Source organism: Snodgrassella sp. B3882, from assembly GCF_026535915.1.
Taxonomy (GTDB): domain Bacteria; phylum Pseudomonadota; class Gammaproteobacteria; order Burkholderiales; family Neisseriaceae; genus Snodgrassella.
In genome coordinates this window covers 1,939,570-1,957,416 of the sequence record NZ_JAFNPF010000001.1, presented here as the reverse complement: position 1 = coordinate 1,957,416, position 17,847 = coordinate 1,939,570, and the positions used below count along the sequence as shown (strand labels likewise).

Annotated in this window: 25 protein-coding genes; 23 read left to right on the top strand and 2 right to left on the bottom strand. The window is 39.6% G+C overall.

Annotated features, from left to right (window positions below):
* Positions 1-10 precede the first annotated feature (10 nt).
* The 22 genes from J3U68_RS08285 (at position 11) to J3U68_RS08180 (ending at position 14,164) form a co-directional block, all read left to right on the top strand.
* Positions 11-460: a phage tail fiber protein gene (locus J3U68_RS08285; protein WP_267376020.1), complete on the top strand. Its 450-nt coding sequence runs from the start codon at positions 11-13 to the stop codon at positions 458-460.
* Positions 460-879: a hypothetical protein gene (locus tag J3U68_RS08280; RefSeq protein WP_267376018.1), complete on the top strand. Its 420-nt coding sequence runs from the start codon at positions 460-462 to the stop codon at positions 877-879. The genes J3U68_RS08285 and J3U68_RS08280 overlap by 1 nt, the downstream gene beginning before the upstream one ends.
* Positions 880-932: 53 nt before the next feature.
* Entirely contained in the window at positions 933-1,082 is a 150-nt protein-coding gene (locus J3U68_RS08275) for a hypothetical protein (protein WP_267376016.1), read from the top strand.
* Entirely contained in the window at positions 1,069-2,613 is a 1,545-nt protein-coding gene (locus J3U68_RS08270; RefSeq protein WP_267376015.1) for a hypothetical protein, read from the top strand. The genes J3U68_RS08275 and J3U68_RS08270 overlap by 14 nt, the downstream gene beginning before the upstream one ends.
* Positions 2,610-2,993, top strand: a complete 384-nt coding sequence (locus tag J3U68_RS08265) for a hypothetical protein (RefSeq protein WP_267376014.1) — start codon at positions 2,610-2,612, stop codon at positions 2,991-2,993. The genes J3U68_RS08270 and J3U68_RS08265 overlap by 4 nt, the downstream gene beginning before the upstream one ends.
* Before the next feature lie 108 nt (positions 2,994-3,101).
* Positions 3,102-3,485 carry a hypothetical protein gene (locus J3U68_RS08260; RefSeq protein WP_267376012.1) on the top strand — a complete coding sequence of 128 codons (384 nt, stop codon included), beginning with the start codon at positions 3,102-3,104 and terminating at the stop codon, positions 3,483-3,485.
* A gap of 295 nt (positions 3,486-3,780) precedes the next feature.
* The gene (locus tag J3U68_RS08255) at positions 3,781-3,930 is read left to right on the top strand and encodes a hypothetical protein (protein ID WP_267376011.1); all 150 of its coding nucleotides are present in this window, start codon (positions 3,781-3,783) and stop codon (positions 3,928-3,930) included.
* 77 nt (positions 3,931-4,007) lie between these two features.
* Positions 4,008-5,444 (top strand): glycoside hydrolase family 19 protein, encoded by a 1,437-nt coding sequence (locus tag J3U68_RS08250; protein ID WP_267376010.1) that lies wholly within the window; start codon positions 4,008-4,010, stop codon positions 5,442-5,444.
* Positions 5,441-5,932, top strand: a complete 492-nt coding sequence (locus tag J3U68_RS08245) for a hypothetical protein (protein WP_267376007.1) — start codon at positions 5,441-5,443, stop codon at positions 5,930-5,932. The genes J3U68_RS08250 and J3U68_RS08245 overlap by 4 nt, the downstream gene beginning before the upstream one ends.
* A 66-nt stretch (positions 5,933-5,998) precedes the next feature.
* Positions 5,999-6,634 carry a phage baseplate protein gene (locus J3U68_RS08240; RefSeq protein ID WP_267376005.1) on the top strand — a complete coding sequence of 212 codons (636 nt, stop codon included), beginning with the start codon at positions 5,999-6,001 and terminating at the stop codon, positions 6,632-6,634.
* A complete protein-coding gene (locus J3U68_RS08235; protein ID WP_267376004.1) occupies positions 6,631-6,909 on the top strand; it encodes a hypothetical protein in 279 nt (92 codons plus the stop codon). The genes J3U68_RS08240 and J3U68_RS08235 overlap by 4 nt, the downstream gene beginning before the upstream one ends.
* Positions 6,899-7,768, top strand: a complete 870-nt coding sequence (locus tag J3U68_RS08230; RefSeq protein WP_267376002.1) for a baseplate hub protein — start codon at positions 6,899-6,901, stop codon at positions 7,766-7,768. Before J3U68_RS08235 ends, J3U68_RS08230 begins: the two co-directional genes overlap by 11 nt.
* On the top strand, positions 7,769-8,479 hold the full coding sequence (locus J3U68_RS08225; protein WP_267376000.1) for a Gp138 family membrane-puncturing spike protein: 711 nt from the start codon (positions 7,769-7,771) through the stop codon (positions 8,477-8,479).
* Positions 8,476-8,829, top strand: coding sequence for a hypothetical protein (locus J3U68_RS08220; protein WP_267375998.1), 354 nt, complete (start codon positions 8,476-8,478; stop codon positions 8,827-8,829). The genes J3U68_RS08225 and J3U68_RS08220 overlap by 4 nt, the downstream gene beginning before the upstream one ends.
* A complete protein-coding gene (locus J3U68_RS08215; RefSeq protein ID WP_267375996.1) occupies positions 8,826-10,022 on the top strand; it encodes a baseplate J/gp47 family protein in 1,197 nt (398 codons plus the stop codon). The genes J3U68_RS08220 and J3U68_RS08215 overlap by 4 nt, the downstream gene beginning before the upstream one ends.
* Positions 10,019-10,651 carry a DUF2612 domain-containing protein gene (locus tag J3U68_RS08210; RefSeq protein WP_267375995.1) on the top strand — a complete coding sequence of 211 codons (633 nt, stop codon included), beginning with the start codon at positions 10,019-10,021 and terminating at the stop codon, positions 10,649-10,651. Before J3U68_RS08215 ends, J3U68_RS08210 begins: the two co-directional genes overlap by 4 nt.
* Entirely contained in the window at positions 10,648-11,610 is a 963-nt protein-coding gene (locus tag J3U68_RS08205; RefSeq protein ID WP_267375993.1) for a phage tail protein, read from the top strand. Before J3U68_RS08210 ends, J3U68_RS08205 begins: the two co-directional genes overlap by 4 nt.
* Before the next feature lie 13 nt (positions 11,611-11,623).
* Positions 11,624-12,265, top strand: coding sequence for a hypothetical protein (locus J3U68_RS08200; RefSeq protein ID WP_267375991.1), 642 nt, complete (start codon positions 11,624-11,626; stop codon positions 12,263-12,265).
* A complete protein-coding gene (locus J3U68_RS08195; RefSeq protein WP_267375989.1) occupies positions 12,262-12,792 on the top strand; it encodes a hypothetical protein in 531 nt (176 codons plus the stop codon). Before J3U68_RS08200 ends, J3U68_RS08195 begins: the two co-directional genes overlap by 4 nt.
* 1 nt (position 12,793) lies before the next feature.
* Positions 12,794-13,129, top strand: coding sequence for a hypothetical protein (locus tag J3U68_RS08190; protein ID WP_267375987.1), 336 nt, complete (start codon positions 12,794-12,796; stop codon positions 13,127-13,129).
* Positions 13,130-13,278: 149 nt separating this feature from the next.
* Positions 13,279-13,818, top strand: coding sequence for a TIGR02594 family protein (locus J3U68_RS08185; RefSeq protein WP_267375985.1), 540 nt, complete (start codon positions 13,279-13,281; stop codon positions 13,816-13,818).
* Positions 13,819-13,873: 55 nt separating this feature from the next.
* Positions 13,874-14,164: a hypothetical protein gene (locus J3U68_RS08180; protein ID WP_267375983.1), complete on the top strand. Its 291-nt coding sequence runs from the start codon at positions 13,874-13,876 to the stop codon at positions 14,162-14,164.
* A gap of 282 nt (positions 14,165-14,446) precedes the next feature.
* On the opposite strand, the gene J3U68_RS08175 is transcribed toward J3U68_RS08180, so the two are convergent.
* Together J3U68_RS08175 and J3U68_RS08170 are read right to left on the bottom strand one after the other, a co-directional pair.
* A complete protein-coding gene (locus tag J3U68_RS08175; protein ID WP_267375981.1) occupies positions 14,447-15,547 on the bottom strand; it encodes an SHOCT domain-containing protein in 1,101 nt (366 codons plus the stop codon).
* A 361-nt stretch (positions 15,548-15,908) separates the two neighbouring features.
* A complete protein-coding gene (locus tag J3U68_RS08170; protein ID WP_267375979.1) occupies positions 15,909-16,658 on the bottom strand; it encodes an amino acid ABC transporter permease in 750 nt (249 codons plus the stop codon).
* Between the two features lie 238 nt (positions 16,659-16,896).
* Here J3U68_RS08170 and ribF point away from each other — a divergent pair, with 238 nt between their 5' ends.
* On the top strand, positions 16,897-17,826 hold the full coding sequence (gene ribF, locus J3U68_RS08165) for a bifunctional riboflavin kinase/FAD synthetase (RefSeq protein ID WP_267375977.1): 930 nt from the start codon (positions 16,897-16,899) through the stop codon (positions 17,824-17,826).
* The last annotated feature ends 21 nt before the right edge of the window (positions 17,827-17,847 follow it).

Here is a 17,847-nt window from a genome sequence, read left to right as displayed (position 1 = left end):
AGGATTAGTTATGCCTATAGGACACAACCCAAGAACAATTACTTCAGCCAATGCTGTTTTGATGCTGCGTTGTAAGGGAGTTTACGATAATTTTATTAAATTACAAGGCTTTCAGGCGGATAATGCATGGAGTTTTGGTGATGCCAATTTGAGCGAAACTCGCGTTGGTGTGGACGGTAAACAGTCCATCGGCTATACACCACATGAAGTTGAGTGGTCGCTTTTTCTGGAAGCCAATAGTCCGTCGGTGGATATTATGGAAAATATCCGTAAGGACTTTAATGCCAATATGGAGTCACGTTTGATTGATATTGTGGTGGAAGTTCCATCCGTGAAAAAACGCTTTAAAGCTTCTGGTGCATTAATTAAGCTAACTGGTGGTATTTCTGGTGAGAAGTTGTTAGCCGGTAGTCAGTATACTTTTAATTTAATGTTGAATGGGGCAGAGGAATTTAACTGATGGCACGTAAAACAAAAACGGTCACTATGGACTCTGGTCGTGATGCCGGTAAAACGTTTTTAATCACCGAAATGCCATTATTACAGGCTGACAGATGGGCACAGCAAGCTTTATTTGCTTTGGCAAGAAGTGGGATTGAAACGCAGCAGTTCGATGAAGATGAAGGTATGCTCGGTATGGCTAAAGTTGCGTTGAATGCCATCAGTCATATCGATCCGCTGGTTGGCAATGAGTTGATGAATGAATTGCTCACTTGCGTACAGATCGTTCCCAGCGGGGGAGTGGCACGAGATTTAATATTTGATGATGATTCCGGTGATATTGAGGATGTTAAAACTTTATTTATGCTGCGTAAGGAAGCCCTGATGATTCATCTGGATTTTTTAACCGCAGGCAGTTCCCCAGATACGAACAATTAGCGGCGGGACTGCCATTTAAAGATGGTGTATTAGCCAAAAATGTAAACGTTTCTATGTTAGCCAGTCAGGTGATGTTGTCCGGGCTGGCTTCTTATATTGAATTGGATACGGTTTTAAGTCTTGAGGATGCATTAAATATTCTGGAGGTGCATCAGGTGGCAGAGTACAACAAACAACTGGTACAGAAATATGGCAAACAATAAAGCAGGACGAGACCTTGGCAAGACCGGACAATATTTGTCCGGTTTTTTTGATCAAAGCTATAAAGTTATGCAAAAGTATAAGGAACTGGAAAGATCTTTGATTAATTCAATATATGTAGATAAATTAAATAATGGTATTGAAAAAAAATTAACTAAAAATGTTCACATTACTGTTGAACAAACAGCGAGATTAATTCAATCAATGTCAAATATGTCACAGGGCACTGGAGGAGATTTGGCAGCTAGGTTGAAAAGTATTCAACGGGCTATTCAGGGCAATTTAGAGTGGTTAAATCTTCAATCAAGTCAATCGAAAGAAAGATTAAAATCTACTCATGGTAATGAGCTCGTTCAGATAAAATCACAGGTTCAAAAAAATACTTCTAATAACAGTCAAATAAATCATAAAAATGAAGCAAATGAGGCTAGTAAAATTCAACAAGAAATAAATAAACATATTTCAACTTTGAAGTGGGTGTTGAGTAATAATCCTGATTGGTATTTAGAAACGAGTAATTCGTCTAAGATGAATGTAGCTGCGAATTCAACAAAACAATCTGAGGCTGGAGGAAGGACTAAAAATCCAAGCACGAGCAATGAAAAAATACCCGGGGCTGCAATATTTGTTAGAGGAAACCCTGTTAAGCGAAATAATGGTTATTGTCGTAGAGCGGATTTTTCAAAGGCAGTCAATTGGTCTCAAACTCTACCCCGTAATGCGTGTATGACCGAGTTTGGAATAGCTCTCGGGCAAAGGGTCAATTTAACAAACCTCCAAAAACCATCAACAGCTCGTCCAACAAATTCCGCTGGGAATACACCAAAAAAAGGCCAAAACTATTGGATTCAACAAGTTTATGAGTCACTTCGAGAACACGGGTTATCAGTACAGCAAGCCAGAATTATGACGGCAGAGGTAGGACGGGAAAACTCATTTTTTAAAGAGAAACTATTTTCGTCGCATTTTGACCCACAAAATAAAAAAATTAACATTGGAATGATTTCCTGGCAAGGAGCCCGAGGTAAGAAATTAGTTGATTCTCTAAAATCGAAAGGATTATGGCAAAATGGCAAAATGCCCGAATCCAGAGCCTCAATTGATGCCATGGTTGAATTTATGCTAGACGAAATAAGAACCACAAAAGATTATGCTAGAACCAAAAAGGAATTTTTAGATAACCCTGATGTCGATTACCATACCGGTAATCGAGCGCTCGGTGAAAATTATATCCTTTGGAGGATAAATGATCCTAAATATAGTAAGGGGCATCAAAACCGAGATGACTTCTATAAAAAGACCGCAGATTCGGAGACAATTTATAACGCAAAACGCTTATCCAAGGAAGTTATTCGCACTCAACAATCTGGAGCTAATACTGTTAACCATAGTGACAATAGAAAGCTGGTTAATGTTAATATAAACGCTGTAAATGTTAATACTTCCGCAAAAACGGTTAGCGGTAATGTTGTCGCTGCCGTTAAGGGAGTTAATAACTATCTAATTAACCAGATTGGAGCTTCAATGACATGAAAAAAATATTATTAATTGCTCTACTGCTACCCTCCTTGGCTTTGGCAACTGATTTTAAACAGGTTGTATCAGGAAAGAAGCTTACTTTTGTAGGTGCGACTTGTGCGGGAGTATCTTTTTCGAAAGATGGCTCAATTGCGAATATGTATGATGAACAGGTATCTAATTGTGAGCTAAATACGCCGTTCCTGTTGCGCGTTAGGTGGCTCAATGTAAATACAGCTATGCTGGTAGAGAAAGTTCAGCAAAATAAAAGTGCTCCTCCGCGCGTTTTTGTAATGCAGTTTCAGTCTTTGAATGGAAATAAAATTACTGTTAAGGATGTATGGGTAGGCTGGGGGAATCACCCAGACCAGATTCAAAAATACACGATCAAGTAAAAAACGCAAATTAATCACGACATCAAAGCTGGCGTGTTAGCGGCGCAAGTACCCAAGCGCAAAGGATGTAAATAACTATTTGATGAATCAAATTGGAGCTTCGATGACATGAAAAAAACTTTTTTATTATTCTTGCTAGCAATTTCCTTACCCAGCTTTGCTGAAAGTATTATTTTCTCTTGTAAAATAGACAACAATAGAAAGTTGTCAGTAACGCGCAAACATCAGGAGTATCGTTATCAGTTTGGTCGGGATGATAAGCCTGAACTCGTCTTTTTCAATAAAGCCGAAGATGTTGATATGGGTGCAACTACAGATGGTTACACGGGGCAAAGAATGGGGTCAATTGAAATGACCAACAAGGGCTATGGATATTCCATCAATGGAACTAATAAAAAAGGTGGTGTAACTGTATTTGATGGGAAAACCTATACAAGTTATACATGCAAATCAGGTACTATTATCAATAATATACCGAATCGAATTATGTAAGATAAAAATCATATATAGCAATACTGGAGCTGTCAAAGAATAAGGAATTACCTATTTAACCAACTTGGAGTATTAATAACATGATGAAAAATGTTATCGCCTTCGTGTTGATGGCATAAATAGCTGGGTTTTATGTATACAACCAATCTCTTTTTTTCGCAGGCATATAAAGGCTAAAGGAAGCTCTGTTGATTCATCTGGATTTTTTAACCGCAGGCAGTTCCCCAGATACGAACAATTAGCGGCGGGACTGCCATTTAAAGATGGTGTATTAGCCAAAAATGTAAACGTTTCTATGTTAGCCAGTCAGGTGATGTTGTCCGGGCTGGCTTCTTATATTGAATTGGATACGGTTTTAAGTCTTGAGGATGCATTAAATATTCTGGAGGTGCATCAGGTGGCAGAGTATAACACTCAACTGATTCAGAAATATGGAAATAAATAGAAAGAGACAGCAATCTGGCAAAACGGAAAATATGTCCGTTTTTTTACACATAAAAAGAAGTTTAAAAGAAAGATGACATGAGTGAAAATAAGTTATCTCATCGTTCACTGCGATACAAATATTACAATCTATCTAAAAATGTTACAAACGATTTATTACCATTTGTAATAGTTTATAACAATCTAATTGAAAATTTAAGTACAGGAGATATAGCTGACGCGATAAGAGGTACTGAAAAATTTATCCACATAAATAAGAAAAATATTTATAGTATAAAGCAAGAATTAGTATCTAAATCTGGCAATTCATTTAAGCTTAATGGACCTGTAAATTCAAATAAACAAGTTGTTCCTGGTCCAAACCCATCAACTAAAACTAAGGAGAGTAACAGCAGAACAGCGGGAGGGGTAGGGAAAATAAATAAAAATGCAATGAATTTAACTGAGAAAGTAGAAAATAAAACGAGTTCTAGAAATGTAGCATGGTGGAAAATGGAAGGAAATGGTATTACCCCTCTTATGTGTAAAAAACCAGATATCAAAATTGGAGGTATACCCTTTTCATCAAGTGGAAAATTATTATTTTTTTCAGATAATAATAATTTAAATAAGCAGAACAAAACTGTACGAAGTGATGCCAATAACCCCGTAACAATAAAGGGGACAAATTTTTCCAATAAAGCAGAGTCGGAAAAAAAAAGATTTGTTGAAGAATTGCATAAAGCAATGAAAAAACATAACATCAATGGGCCAGAAGTAGAGGCAGCATTCTTATCGAATGTGCATACTGAAACAGGGGGAGGGACTTCATTTTTTGAAAGTGGGAATTATTCTTTAAAACGTTGGAGAGAACTTGCCAGGAGTCAAAAAAATATTAGGAATTGGTTAAATTTGCACAAAGACAATCAAGAAGCAGTATTTGCAGGATTAACCCCTAAAGAAAAATGTAATATTATGTATAAGGGTATGAATGGTAATATAAATCCTGATGATGGATGGATGTTTAGGGGGCGAGGAGGAATTCAACTTACAGGACGGGCAAATTATCAAGCTTATGCAAACTATTCAGGTCGACAAGATATTATGTCTAATCCCGATTTGATAGGTACGGACCCTTATTTGCGTGCTGATTCTGCTGCCTGGCATTTTGTGAGGAGTGGAGCATTGAAGAGAGCTCGTGAAGGAAATATAGCCGCAGCTAGAAAAAAAACTAATGGCGGGGATATCGGCATGACTAAGTCTATGAACTTATATGAAATATACTTGCATGGGAAAGGCCCCCTCTCCAAAAATTATTTGCAACAACAGGGTAAAAAGGCTCAAGGAATGGTTACACATCCACAATCAATGAAAACGTCATCCATTAATAATTATGATAATAGTAGGCTGGTTAATGTTAATATAAACGCTGTTAATGTCAGTACTTCCGCAAAAACGGTTAGCGGTAATGTTGGTGCTGCTGTTAAGGGTGTAAATAACTATTTGATGAATCAAATTGGAGCTTCGATGACATGAAAAAAGTATTTTTAGTTTTATTAAGCTTATTTTTCAGCTCTTATGTTCTCGCAGAAAGCCTACAATTGCAATATATAAAAGGAATGTATAAAGAAAGCGTAAAGTTTGAGAGTCGAGAAACAAATAATAATCCGTATTATTATTTAAAATACTTTGATAGTAATATTAAAAAAGTATACGCAAGAGATAATAAATATGGAGAAATAACTCAAGGCACTACAGGCTGCATTGACCATGGTGTTTTATGGCAGGGGCAGGATTTAAATCCAAAAGCCAAGCTAACATTTACTGAACCAATGCCAGGCAGGGTTAAGGTAACAATTGGAGCTACAAAGGGGTTAGAAAAACGTTCGGTTGCTTATCAGGTAAAATGCAAAAAAGATGGTGATTGCAGAATTACAGAAATCTTTGAAAGGGGTAAACCTTTCACTAAAGAAATGACTAAATGCCTTGATGATTTTTACCACAGCGAAATTAAAAAGGGCTGAGTTATTATTGTTTGATTATTGCAAATCCAAGCCAGCAATCAGCTGGCTTTTTTATTGGAGTAATTTATGCCATTAATAGAAGGAATGCCCAATGTTCCTGTTTTAAAGGATCTGAATAAGGTGGACACGAAAACAGTTATGACATTGGGTGGGCTAGCATTGCTGAAAGTGGTGTTTGGCAATTACTGGGGCATATTTAATGAGTATGGGGTGCCGATTTTATTGGCAGATAGTGTCATCTCTCTCAATTTTTCAAATTCTTACTCAATTTCTCAGGCTCCGCTTGAACGAGGATCTTTCGTCAGTTATAACAAGGTAGCCGAACCGTATAAAGCGACAGTTCAGTTATCTAAGGCAAGCGGGGGGACTTTAATGCGCGGTGTCTTTCTGAAACAAATTGATATGCTGGCAGCCAGTACGTTGAAATTCCATATTATTACACCTGAATATGTTTATACCAATGCCTGTATTGCTGGGTATGATCTTGTGCGTGAAGCGCAAGACGGAGCGCAGTTGATAAAGGTTAACTTGCATTTGGAAGAGGTCAGGGAAGTAATGGTTATGTATAAGTCTGATGAAATGAAAAATCCAGATGATACTCAATCAAAGGATGGAGGCGAAAAGCAGCCACTAGGTGCGTCTGAAATGGTTATGAAAAAGATGGAAGAGGTGGTGTCTTCTGTCAAAGGATGGTTTAAATGACTTTGATGACTATTCCATTGGAGAAAGCTGCAAATCAACGGATTTCTTTTATTGTTGATAATCTGCGCTGGGTTTTAACGTTGAGAACTCGTTTGGGCAAATTATATGCCAGTGTGGAAAATAATCGTGACGGGGTAATTATCCAAAATCGTGTTTGTCTTAATAATACGCCAATTATAAAACAATTGGTTTTTATTGATCTAAATGGGCATGATGATCCAGTTTATTCCGGCTTAAATAGCCGGTTTTTTTTGGTATATAACGATGAAGCGTAAGCAAATTAGGTTAACGATTACTTTATTAGGTAGGGATGATGAGGGCGAAAAGTTTGTATTTGTTGATGATGCTAATCAATTAAGTGCAACCGGATTGAGGGTGCAATGCAATATGCAATTTGGTTTTGGGGCTGTTATGCCTACGGCACAGATTCGAATTTATGGGCTGGCACTGGATAAGATGACTAAGTTGCTGCGCATTAGGTGGAATACGCTAGAAGCTCTTAACAATTTGGTTAAGGTGGAGGTAGGGATTGATGGTGAAATGCATACGGAATTTGAGGGCAATATTACTTTTGCTTCACCAGATTTGTCGGCTATTCCGGATGTCTGTCTGCTGTTAGAAACCCAAGCTGCAGCTTATGATAGTAAAAAGCCGGTTTTATCTTATCAACGAAAAGGTATTGTTGATTTGGCTGATATTTTTGAGGCTATCTGTGGTGATATGGGTTTTCAGTTTGAAAATAATGGGGTGTCGATTAAAACTGAAAATATGACTTTAAATGGGTCGAATTTGGAAAAGTTAGCCGCTTTGGCGGATAGGTATCCTATTGATATGTATATTGAAAACAAGATTATTGCTATTACTAATCAAGGTGAGCCTAGAAATCTCATGATACCAATTATTAGCCCTAAATCTGGTTTGATAGGCTATCCGACACCTGATGTTAAGGGGATAACTTTTCAATGTTTTTATGATCCGATGTTACGTTTTGGTGGTATGTGCCGTATGCAAGATAGTCTGATTGATGTCTGTAATGGTGAATGGCGGATTTATGGTTTGTCCAAAAATCTGGATGCTAATCTACCGAATGGTAATTGGTATTGTGACGTAGCCGCAACATGGAGGAATAATTGAATGGAAGCATCAGCCAATTATGAAAATTTAAGTCCTTTTAATATCAATCATTCCTTAGGCGGCGCAGCAGAGTTTAATGCTGTTATTCATAATTTATTGTCCAAATTGCAGACGGTTACTTTGGTGCAGGTGGTGGCGGTAAACGGAGCTGGTGTTGCGCCGGTGGGCACGGTGGATGTTCGGCCCTTGGTACAGATGGTTGATGGCGCAGGGAATGTTTATGCGGTGGGCACAATATTCAGTGTGCCTTATTTGCGATTGCAGGGCGGGGTAAATGCGATTATCTGTGATCCGGTGGTGGGTGATATTGGTTTATGTGCGTTTGCTTCCAGAGATATATCCGCAGTGAAACGCAATAAAGCAGAATCCGCACCAGCCAGCCGCAGACAACATGACTGGAATGATGGTTTATATATCGGTGGTTTTTTAAACGGAACACCGCAGCAGTATGTGCAATTCGCCAGCAATGGCATCGTGATACATTCACCCAAGAGCATTACTTTAGAAGCGCCAAACATCAAGTTGCAAGCGTCATCAGTAACCACCCAAACCGGCAGCTTTGCCGTTAATGCTAGCCAAACAGCTCAATTTACCGGTGGAGGGGGAATTAGCTCAGATGGTGATGTTAAAGCTGGCTCCGTAAGTCTGAAAAATCATACTCATGGAGGAGTTGCCTCGGGTAGTGGTCATACAGGAAAGCCTAATTCATGAAGACTTTATTTTTAATGCCAAATAGTTGGGACTTGGCGTTGGATGCCAGTGGAAATATTGCCATAGCTAGCTCAACTTATCAGCAGGCACAAGATATTGCTTGTGCTTGCCGGACAATTAAGCAGGATATGTACTTTAACCAACAGGATGGCATTCCTTATTTAACTGATATTTTAGGTAAGGGTAAATACCCACTGGCTTTATATCGTAAGTATTTACAGGATGCAGCTTTAACTGTACCTGACGTGGTATCAGCCGAGGTTGAATTACAACTTACTCATGAACGTATTGTGAGCGGACAAATTAAATTCACTAATGATAAGAATATAACGGGGGTGATCGGGTTATGAGTATTCCAGCTTTGCAGGTAACGGATCAAGGTATTGTGGCACCTGCGACTAATGATGTCATCAAGGGTTTATGGGAGATGTTTAAAGAGGCTTTCGGGCATGATTTAAACACGGCGATGAATACGCCACAAGGACAGCTGGTTACTTCACTAGCTGCAATCATCACTGATGAGCGCAATCAAATGATCAATCTGCTCAATCAATTTGATCCTCGCTATGCGCAGGGTATCTGGCAGGATGGTCTTGGTTATATTTATTTTATGACGCGCAAACAGGCTACGCATTCTAATGTGGATTTGTTGTTAACCGGGTTGGCAGGTACGACAATTAAAGCAGGTACTCAATTTGTTGATGATAATGGTCAGGCATGGCAGCTAACTCAAGCGACTGTTATAGCCAGCAATGGACAGGTGACTGCCCATGCGCTTTGTACGGAAGCAGGTAATATCAATGCAGCAGCAGACACCATTACCACTATTCCGAAAGCCATTTTCGGTTTAGATCGGGTCACTAATCCTAGTGCCGCGATGGCGGGAGTTAAGGAGGAAAGCCGCTTAGACTTTGAAAAGCGGCGTCATGCTTCGGTTGCTATTAACAGCAAGAATACCAATGCATCCACTTATGGAGCTATAGCAGATTTGCCAGATGTTAAGGATGTGTATGTTGTTGACAATCCAACTGATGAAACGATTAGCGTAGGGGCAACCCACTATCCAGTTATCCGTAACAGTATTCTGGTTGCGGTGATGGGTGGAGATGATGAGCAAATTGCCCGTACGATTTTGACCAAAGCGGGATCAGGCTGTTCTTTTAATGGCAATACGAGTTGTGTTATTGCTGATACGGAAAACTTTCCGGTTCGACCACCTACTTATACGGTGAAGTTTTTAAGACCGGCCATGGTGCCGGTTTTTTTTCAGGTGGTTGTTGATGATAAAGATCAATTGTCTCATCAAGACAGTGAAGCGATCAAAGCGGCGATTATTGATGCGCTTGCTACTGGAACAACCAGAGCAGCAATTGGACAAGCGGTGATTGCTTCGAAGTTTATCTGTCCAGTTGCTGCAGTTATTCCCCATCTATCGATTGTTGCACTGCGAATCAGTAAAGATGGGCAGAATTGGCAGGATATGCTCCAAATAGGTGTTGATGAATTTCCTACAACCACGGTTTATCAGATAAAAATCCTATGAAAAATATTCAAGATACGTTGATGTCGCAATATGCAAATAGTCCGATTATTGTTAAGTTGATTGAAAGTATCAATGATTGTGTTGATCCAACTAAATCGATAGATGATTTTTTTCAGCTCGCTTTTAATGTACGGACAGCAAAAGGTTTTGGTTTAGATATTTGGGGTAGGATTGTAGGCGTTAATCGCAATATCAGTATTCCACCGGATGATCTTAATATGTTTGGCTTTAAGGCTGATCCGCAATCTTTTGCACCATTTAATAATCAGCCGTTTAGTTCTGCAGGTGCGCGTTTTCATGCTTATAGATTATCCGATGAACGTTTTCGAACGCTGATTATGATTAAGGCTGCGGCTAATATTCTTTATGCTACTGCGCCTAATATTAATAAGTACCTGCGGATGATATTCCCCAATAAAAGGGTTTATTTTTTAATCACCGGTCATATGAAAGGCCGGTATTTTTTTGAATTTATCCCGAATAAATTTGAACGACACCTAATTTATAACCTTGGCCTTTTGCCTCGCCCCAGTGGGGTACAGATTGATTACCGAGAATCCCCGCCACAGGGGATTTTTGGTTTTTCCGGAACAGGCTTTCAGCCATTTAATCAAGGAAGTTTTGCATGAGTGAGAACCCGATTTTAATCCCGCAAGCATTTGCGAGTAATGGCAGTAAAAACACAATTCAAAATACTCGCCAGACAGGTCAAGATCCTGAAGATGCGACATGGAGCGAAGGCTTTCCAAATGTCACTATGCAACCGATGGAGTCAGGTGGATTGCCACCTAAGGGAATGGATTTTAATGGTATTTTACATGCTTTATCAGCGTCGATTGTTCATCAGCAAAAAGGTGGTTTTTTCTACTTTGATTCAAATCATGCTAATGCAATAGGTGGATATTCTACTGGGGCGATTTTAATTGCTGATGATAACCGTCGATTATTTATTTCTACAATTGATAAAAATAAAACGAATCCGAATCAAAATCCTACTGGATGGAAAATTTTAGCAGGAGAAGGGGTTAATGCCACCACTGCTACAAAATTACAAACACCTCGATATATCAATGGGGTTCTGTTTGATGGCGGTTCAGACATCAATGTAACACCACCGGGGGCTGTACAGTTTTTTGCTCAGCCATGGGCACCAGTTGGCTGGCTAAAGGCTAATGGTGCAGAAGTTTCCAGAACAACTTATGCCAATTTATTTGCAGCGATTGGCACTCACTATGGCGCTGGGAATGGATCGACTACTTTTAATTTACCTGATTTACGTGGTGAGTTTTTGAGAAGTTGGGATGATGGCAAAGGCGTTGATAAGGGGCGCATATTCGGATGCGAGCAGGGCGACGCAATTCGCAACATTGTTGGGCAAAGTGAAGTATTCCATGTACAGACTCTAGGAAATCGTTACGGCACAAATGGGGCGATTCAAACGGTCAAAAGCGTGATGATGGGCGCGGGTGTGAACACGGGTTCTTCAAATAACATATCGAGCATAAATTTTGACGCATCCCGAGTGGTTCCAACGGGTTCAGAAAATCGACCACGAAATATAGCGTTATTGGCCTGTATCAAAATTTGAATAAGGAATAAATATGAATTTAGATCAACAATTTAAATGGGTTTGTCAGTTGGATGAAAACAATTATTTTCTGTGTATGACTAAGGCAGATTTAGACCCATTAGAAAATGCTACACGTTACTTAATTCCTCGTGGCGCAGTTGAAGCACCGGAACCTAAATTAAAAAAAGGTTATGCGTCTCGTTGGTCTGGTAGTGCTTGGGAGTATGTAGAAGACCATCGCGGCAAGATTGTGTTTGATAAAAAAACAGGCGAGCAATTAACCCATCATGAGCTAGGAACGTTACCGGAGGCTGTTACTACGATCCCGCCAATACCTTACTCCAAGTGGTCAGAATCAAAAAACACGTGGGTGGAGCTAAGCAATGCAGATGAGCTGCGGCTAATGGATCGGCGTATAGCTGCAGGAAGTCTGAGCAGAAATCAGTTTCTGACTGGAATTGAAATCAGCCGCGGCGAGAATAAAGGAAATTTGCTTGAAATTGTCGAACGCGAACTTGTAGGCACGCATTTGATTAAAGTACGCAATGCCATTAATGAAGCAAGTGAGTTGAGTTTGATAAATGATGATATCTGGAAATTTTTAACTCAAACCTTGAATATGCAAATAGATAAACTGTTTGAGTTTTGGGAAGAAGCTAAAGAAATCCATTGATTAATACCCGCTTTACAGCGGGTTTTTTTATAAAGGCAAATAACATGTTTAAAGCATTTGACTGGCTACATTGGCTGCTGGATCTACGATTTTTACCAGATAAAATTCAAAATTGGTTGTTTGAAACAGGGACAAGGGCGATAGAAGTGTTTTCGGGATTGGCGATGCTCGGCTTTGCGTTTACTTTTCTGCTGGCAGGGGATGAGTTGTACAAAGCTGATTTGTACGAAAAATTTCAACATCTGCACAAGCCCAGTTTGATTGGTATTTTGGTCGTTGTTTCGATATTGCAGCTAGGGTTTGCTGTGGTTAAATCTTACCATTTAAAGTTAGTGAGCAGTTTCTTATTAATGTTTTCATCGCTGATCTGGGCGGTAATTACTGGAATGTTTATTGCCGGTTATCCACCTGTCTCAACCGGTATGACAACGTATGCTGTATTAACGATTGTATGTAGTTTTGCTGGTTTATATTTAAACCGTCATGCAAAACATTTAGAAGATAAAAAGCAAGGCAAAGGGCTATGACATGGATTTATTTGAAGACGCTTTTAGTGTTGCAATTGTCTTTGCGATTGGAGGTAGTTTGTTGGGTTCGCTTATTGCCACGGATGTGAAACGTTATGGACGAACTTTATCAGGATTAATGGTTCTGGCAGGAATTGTTTTATCTGTCAGTGTGGCAGATTATTTCTTTTCTCCTGTCCATCCTTGGCTTTATGGTGGAGTAGGTGTTTTTTGTGGCATTGTTTCGCCGGCACTATTAGATGCCTTAAAAGGCATGGCACCTAAAGCGATTCAGCGACTAATTAATGCTTTATGTAATCGAGCAGAAAAGATGATTAGCGATTCAGAGAAAAAGTAGTTTATGAACTTAGCGTGTTAAATCGCTAAGTATTTTAAATAATCGGATTAATTTGGAGCGTTTAATTTTGGGAGGGCAGCTGAATAAGCTGCTTTTTTTTATTTCTGAATAGAGATTTTATTTAGGATTTGCATTGAAGGATCTTTTCGATGAGTGAATTAGCTTGGATTGCGGAGGGACGTAAGTTTTTGGGCTTACGTGAGATTAAAGGATCGAAGCACAATCAGACATTACTTCGATGGCTTGAGGATATGGGGCAATATAGTCATGAAAGTAAAGCATGGTGGCGCGATGATGAAACTCCATGGTGTGGTCTGTTTGTTGGGCATTGTTTGGGCGTAACTAATCGGTATGTGGTTAAGAATTGGTTTCGTGCAAGTGCATGGGCTGATTCTCTAGTGATGATGAGACTTGATCAACCTGCCTATGGATGTATTGTGACGTTTACCCGACAAGGAGGAGGGCACGTTGGATTTGTTGTGGGCAAAGATACCAGAGGGAATTTAATGGTGCTGGGTGGTAATCAAGGTGATGCAGTCAGTATTGCTGCTTTTGCCATGAGTAGGGCTACTGGATTTTATTGGCCCAGTAAATGGGTGGGAAAATTGGTTAAATCTATTCCGTCAGCTACTCGCTACACGCTGCCGGTACTATCTTCAACCGGCAAGCTAAGTACGAATGAGGCGTAAGGATGTTGGCTTGAGAAACGTTAATTATATGATTTTTAGCGCTGGAATTTTGTTGGTGCTGATTTGGTTATTTAGCCTGGTTACATATGGTCATGATCAATATCGAAGGGGATACAACCAAGGGAGGCTGGCTGAACAGCAAATACAGCAAAAAGCTCGAGCCAAACAGCAAGCAGCTGCCAATAAGCTCAGTCAAGACTATGAAAAACAAAAAGCTGAAAATGAGGTAAAACGAGATGAACAGAAAAGGCAAATTACTAAAATTGTTAAAGTACCTGTCTATAGTAATGTGTGTCTTGATGCTTCAGGCGTGCAGCTCATCAACCAAGCCATCAACGAGCGTTAATATTCCAGCTAATCTTATTGCACCTTGCCCCGCTCTTGAAAATTTGAATGGTTCGAGTGGTCAGGATGTGTTGCCTTGGGCTATGGCGGTGGTAGGACGCTATAATGATTGTGCGCAACGCCATGAAGCTTTAGTTAATACTCTTATCACTATTGGATATTGATTTTGCAGATAACTATTCGTCATTGCAATGACTACAGGTTATTGTTTTTTTGATGGTTTACTCGGTTTTAAATCAACAAGCCAGACCGTTTCGGTTTAGCTTGTTGATTCAAAATAAAATTATATTTTATAACCGTTTAATTCTTGAATTTTCTTTTCAGCTTTGTCGCTGATGCATTGATACATATTGATTTTGGTTTGGGGAACATTTTTTGCCGTTGGTCTGGACAAACAATATCCTGTTGTTTCTTCGATCCATTGTAAATAAGTTTGGTTTAAGTTTTGCTGAACGTCCTGTGGAATTGTTTTCCAGGTGATTTCTAAGCGTTGAATAGCGTCTTTAGATTTTTGTTCGGCCTGATCAACCATTTCTTCTTTAATATGGGCTAAATCTTCTTTCTGTCTTTCAAGCAAGGTTTCTGCACGCGAATTTATTATGCCTGACTCGCAGTATAGTTTAGCGACTTGCAGTGCCTCTGGGCTTTTATAACCCTCTAAGGTGCAGTTTTCTTCTAAAGCGGTATTGTCCCAGATTTTTTGCTCATCTAATATGGAGTTTTTAAAGTCTTCATCAAGCCCCGTCCAAACTTTGCGTAATCTGGCCTCGGCGCGACTGCGTTGCTGCTGATATTTAATTAGAAGATTATTTAATTCTTCCGGTGTCCTGGTGTTCAGACTCAAGCCTGTAGCATCTTCGCTAATTTCTTCTTGTTGATTAGTTTGTTTGGCTTCACTTGCAGTCTCACTTCCCGTCTCACTTGCAACTTGCGGTGCAGAGGCAGGCTGGATGTTGCTTGCCATGTTGGTGCTAGAAGCTGCAACGGCAACAGGTGCGGTTTTAGGCTCTTCTTTAGACCTAAAGATGAAATACATCGCTACCAAGATAATCAACCCAATAACTAAAATTAGAATTATTTTTACGCTATTGCTTTGTTTTTTTGGTGTTACAACAGATTGTGTCGCTGAGTTGGTACTAGGGTTGGGTTCGGGCGAGGCTGAATGTTGTTGTGGTTGGGACGGAGTAAAACTGGGTTGTTGCTGATCTTGTCTGTCTGGATCTTGGGCTATGGTTTCTTCTGTGCAATTTGTCTCATCATCGTCATGATGAGATGCCAAGATGGCTTTCTTTTGCATATCATATTCATCTTTAGTGATGGCGCCTTTTTCCAGTAATTTAAAAAGTGTTTCAAGTTCTTCAATCTGAGCAGATGGTTTATCCATGCATCAACCTCTTAAAAAATTAATCGACCCAATAAATGAGTTATTGTAAGTATGATGCTAAATTTATTTCAACTATTATTTGGGCATAATATTTTTTATGCAAAATGGCTGAAATTTGCCTTGACTGAGTTTTAAATTAAATAGATAACATAAAAAAATAAGATATTTTTTTATAAATAACAATAATTTGATGAAATATTTTAATTAATTGTTTTTAATAATTAATTTTAATTTGCTTATAATGCAAAAAGTTTGTTGTGATTTTGATCTGAAATCTGGAATGTATGCAGTTTGATGGCGAAAAATTGCCCAGCATTTACTTTGATATTGTAGATCATGGCTGGGCAAAATTTTAAATCATTTAATGGCGATAACCTTTGTTATATTTTTTCTCCAACCAGGAAAACAACCAACTTAAAGCCATGGTCATGAGCAGATAGATCACCGCGATGGTATACCATGGTGTCTCATAATTAAGATAGCGCCCCGCCACGGTGCGTGCGGTGAATGCCAGCTCAGCTACGGCGATAGCGGACAATAAGGAGCTGTCTTTAAGAAGGGTAATAAATTCATTACCAATTGGTGGCAGCATGCGATGAATTGCTTGTGGCAAAATCACATAGCGCATGGCTTGGGTATAACTTAGTCCGAGTGAGCGTGCCGCTTCAAATTGACCGCGATCTATTGACTGAATACCTCCGCGGAATATTTCGGTAATATAGGCTCCGGAATTGACCGATAACGCTAGTATGCCGGTAATCAATGCCCCATAATTACGCCGTAGTTCGACGGCATAATCACCATTAATAATCAGCCCGCTAGTTGGATGAATAAGAATCGGAAACCAGACGTAATACCAAATAAATATCTGTACAAACAGTGGCGTGCCCCGAAATAGGGTGACGTATAACAGTGAAATTTGACGTAATAACCACGTCAGTGCACGCATGAACAAACCGCCTTTTTCCACGCGGATAATACGAGCTAGAGCAAAAAACAGACCTAAAAAGGTACCGAATAAGGTTGAAATCAGCGATACGCCCAAGGTAATAAGGGCGCCGTAAAAGAACATTTCGCGATATTCGTAGATGATGTCAAAACGAAAGGTCATTGTTTTACCTAATGTGTTTTCAATGTTTAGTGCCGGGCTCTGTTCTGCCTGAGCACGATATGACCGGTTATTTTAACAAGAATTAGGGTCATGGCTGTATCAAATTTTGTTTAGTTTTGAGAATAAGGTGAATTTTATTGAATTGCTGGTCTGCAACTTACTGTTTATTTACGCTGGCTAACGCAGGCTGAAATGTTTACAATGCGGTGTATTATTATTTGAATTATTCAAGATTTATATGCAAGTTTGGTTGGGAGAACACCAGCAGCCGGATTGTATGAAAGGTGCAGCAGTCACAATCGGTAATTTTGATGGGGTACATTGTGGACACAGGCATATTTTGTCGTGTCTGCGTCAGCAGGCACACAATCGCGGTCTGATATCTGTTGTGGTGGTTTTTGAACCGCAACCACAGGAGTTTTTCGCTCGAAAATTAGCCCAACCTTTGCCATATAGGCTAACGCCATTGTGTGACAAGCTGGCTTTGTTAGCGGAAAGTAGCTGTGTGGATGCAGTTTATGTGCTGAACTTTGATCAGTCTTTTGCTGATACACCAGCGATGGAGTTTGTGAGAAAGGTATTGATTGAGCGTCTTAATACGCGGTATCTGTTGGTGGGTGATGATTTTCGCTTTGGGGTAAAACGCAGTGGTGATTTTGCTTTATTGCAGGCACAGTCTGAATTTACGACAGAAAACACACCTTCAGTACTCATCAATGATGTTCGAGCCTCTAGCACAGCAGTACGTCAAGCATTGGAAGCGGGTAATTTGACCTATGCACAAATGTTATTGGGCCATGAATATACGCTTAGTGGTAAGGTAAAATATGGTCAGCAATTGGGCCGAAAGCTGGGTTGTCCAACAGCAAATGTGGATTTACCACCTTTGCGCTATGCTCTGAATGGTGTGTTTGTCGTGGATGTTAGCGGAGATTTTGGTCGTAAACGTGGAGTAGCCAGTTTTGGTTTGAATCCTACGGTTTCTACAGACTGTCAGCAAAAGCTAGAAGTTCATATTTTTGATTTTGACGCTGATTTATATGAACAAAAAATAAAGGTTCATTTTTTACATAAGCTTAGAGATGAACTCAAATTTGATTGTTTGTCTGCTTTACAGGCGCAGATTGAGGCAGATATGGCAGCAGCACGAATATGGCAGGCTGCCTGATTGGTTGATATGTTTCAGGTA

Excerpts from the sequence above, each read along its gene's own strand:
- J3U68_RS08285 (WP_267376020.1), top strand. The coding sequence starts at position 11 with ATGCCTATAGGACACAACCCAAGAACAATTACTTCAGCCAATGCTGTT.
- J3U68_RS08280 (WP_267376018.1), top strand. The coding sequence starts at position 460 with ATGGCACGTAAAACAAAAACGGTCACTATGGACTCTGGTCGTGATGCC.
- J3U68_RS08275 (WP_267376016.1), top strand. The coding sequence starts at position 933 with ATGTTAGCCAGTCAGGTGATGTTGTCCGGGCTGGCTTCTTATATTGAA.
- J3U68_RS08270 (WP_267376015.1), top strand. The coding sequence starts at position 1,069 with ATGGCAAACAATAAAGCAGGACGAGACCTTGGCAAGACCGGACAATAT.
- J3U68_RS08265 (WP_267376014.1), top strand. The coding sequence starts at position 2,610 with ATGAAAAAAATATTATTAATTGCTCTACTGCTACCCTCCTTGGCTTTG.
- J3U68_RS08260 (WP_267376012.1), top strand. The coding sequence starts at position 3,102 with ATGAAAAAAACTTTTTTATTATTCTTGCTAGCAATTTCCTTACCCAGC.
- J3U68_RS08255 (WP_267376011.1), top strand. The coding sequence starts at position 3,781 with ATGTTAGCCAGTCAGGTGATGTTGTCCGGGCTGGCTTCTTATATTGAA.
- J3U68_RS08250 (WP_267376010.1), top strand. The coding sequence starts at position 4,008 with ATGAGTGAAAATAAGTTATCTCATCGTTCACTGCGATACAAATATTAC.
- J3U68_RS08245 (WP_267376007.1), top strand. The coding sequence starts at position 5,441 with ATGAAAAAAGTATTTTTAGTTTTATTAAGCTTATTTTTCAGCTCTTAT.
- J3U68_RS08240 (WP_267376005.1), top strand. The coding sequence starts at position 5,999 with ATGCCATTAATAGAAGGAATGCCCAATGTTCCTGTTTTAAAGGATCTG.
- J3U68_RS08235 (WP_267376004.1), top strand. The coding sequence starts at position 6,631 with ATGACTTTGATGACTATTCCATTGGAGAAAGCTGCAAATCAACGGATT.
- J3U68_RS08230 (WP_267376002.1), top strand. The coding sequence starts at position 6,899 with ATGAAGCGTAAGCAAATTAGGTTAACGATTACTTTATTAGGTAGGGAT.
- J3U68_RS08225 (WP_267376000.1), top strand. The coding sequence starts at position 7,769 with ATGGAAGCATCAGCCAATTATGAAAATTTAAGTCCTTTTAATATCAAT.
- J3U68_RS08220 (WP_267375998.1), top strand. The coding sequence starts at position 8,476 with ATGAAGACTTTATTTTTAATGCCAAATAGTTGGGACTTGGCGTTGGAT.
- J3U68_RS08215 (WP_267375996.1), top strand. The coding sequence starts at position 8,826 with ATGAGTATTCCAGCTTTGCAGGTAACGGATCAAGGTATTGTGGCACCT.
- J3U68_RS08210 (WP_267375995.1), top strand. The coding sequence starts at position 10,019 with ATGAAAAATATTCAAGATACGTTGATGTCGCAATATGCAAATAGTCCG.
- J3U68_RS08205 (WP_267375993.1), top strand. The coding sequence starts at position 10,648 with ATGAGTGAGAACCCGATTTTAATCCCGCAAGCATTTGCGAGTAATGGC.
- J3U68_RS08200 (WP_267375991.1), top strand. The coding sequence starts at position 11,624 with ATGAATTTAGATCAACAATTTAAATGGGTTTGTCAGTTGGATGAAAAC.
- J3U68_RS08190 (WP_267375987.1), top strand. The coding sequence starts at position 12,794 with ATGGATTTATTTGAAGACGCTTTTAGTGTTGCAATTGTCTTTGCGATT.
- J3U68_RS08185 (WP_267375985.1), top strand. The coding sequence starts at position 13,279 with ATGAGTGAATTAGCTTGGATTGCGGAGGGACGTAAGTTTTTGGGCTTA.
- J3U68_RS08175 (WP_267375981.1), bottom strand. The coding sequence starts at position 15,547 with ATGGATAAACCATCTGCTCAGATTGAAGAACTTGAAACACTTTTTAAA.
- J3U68_RS08170 (WP_267375979.1), bottom strand. The coding sequence starts at position 16,658 with ATGACCTTTCGTTTTGACATCATCTACGAATATCGCGAAATGTTCTTT.
- ribF (WP_267375977.1), top strand. The coding sequence starts at position 16,897 with ATGCAAGTTTGGTTGGGAGAACACCAGCAGCCGGATTGTATGAAAGGT.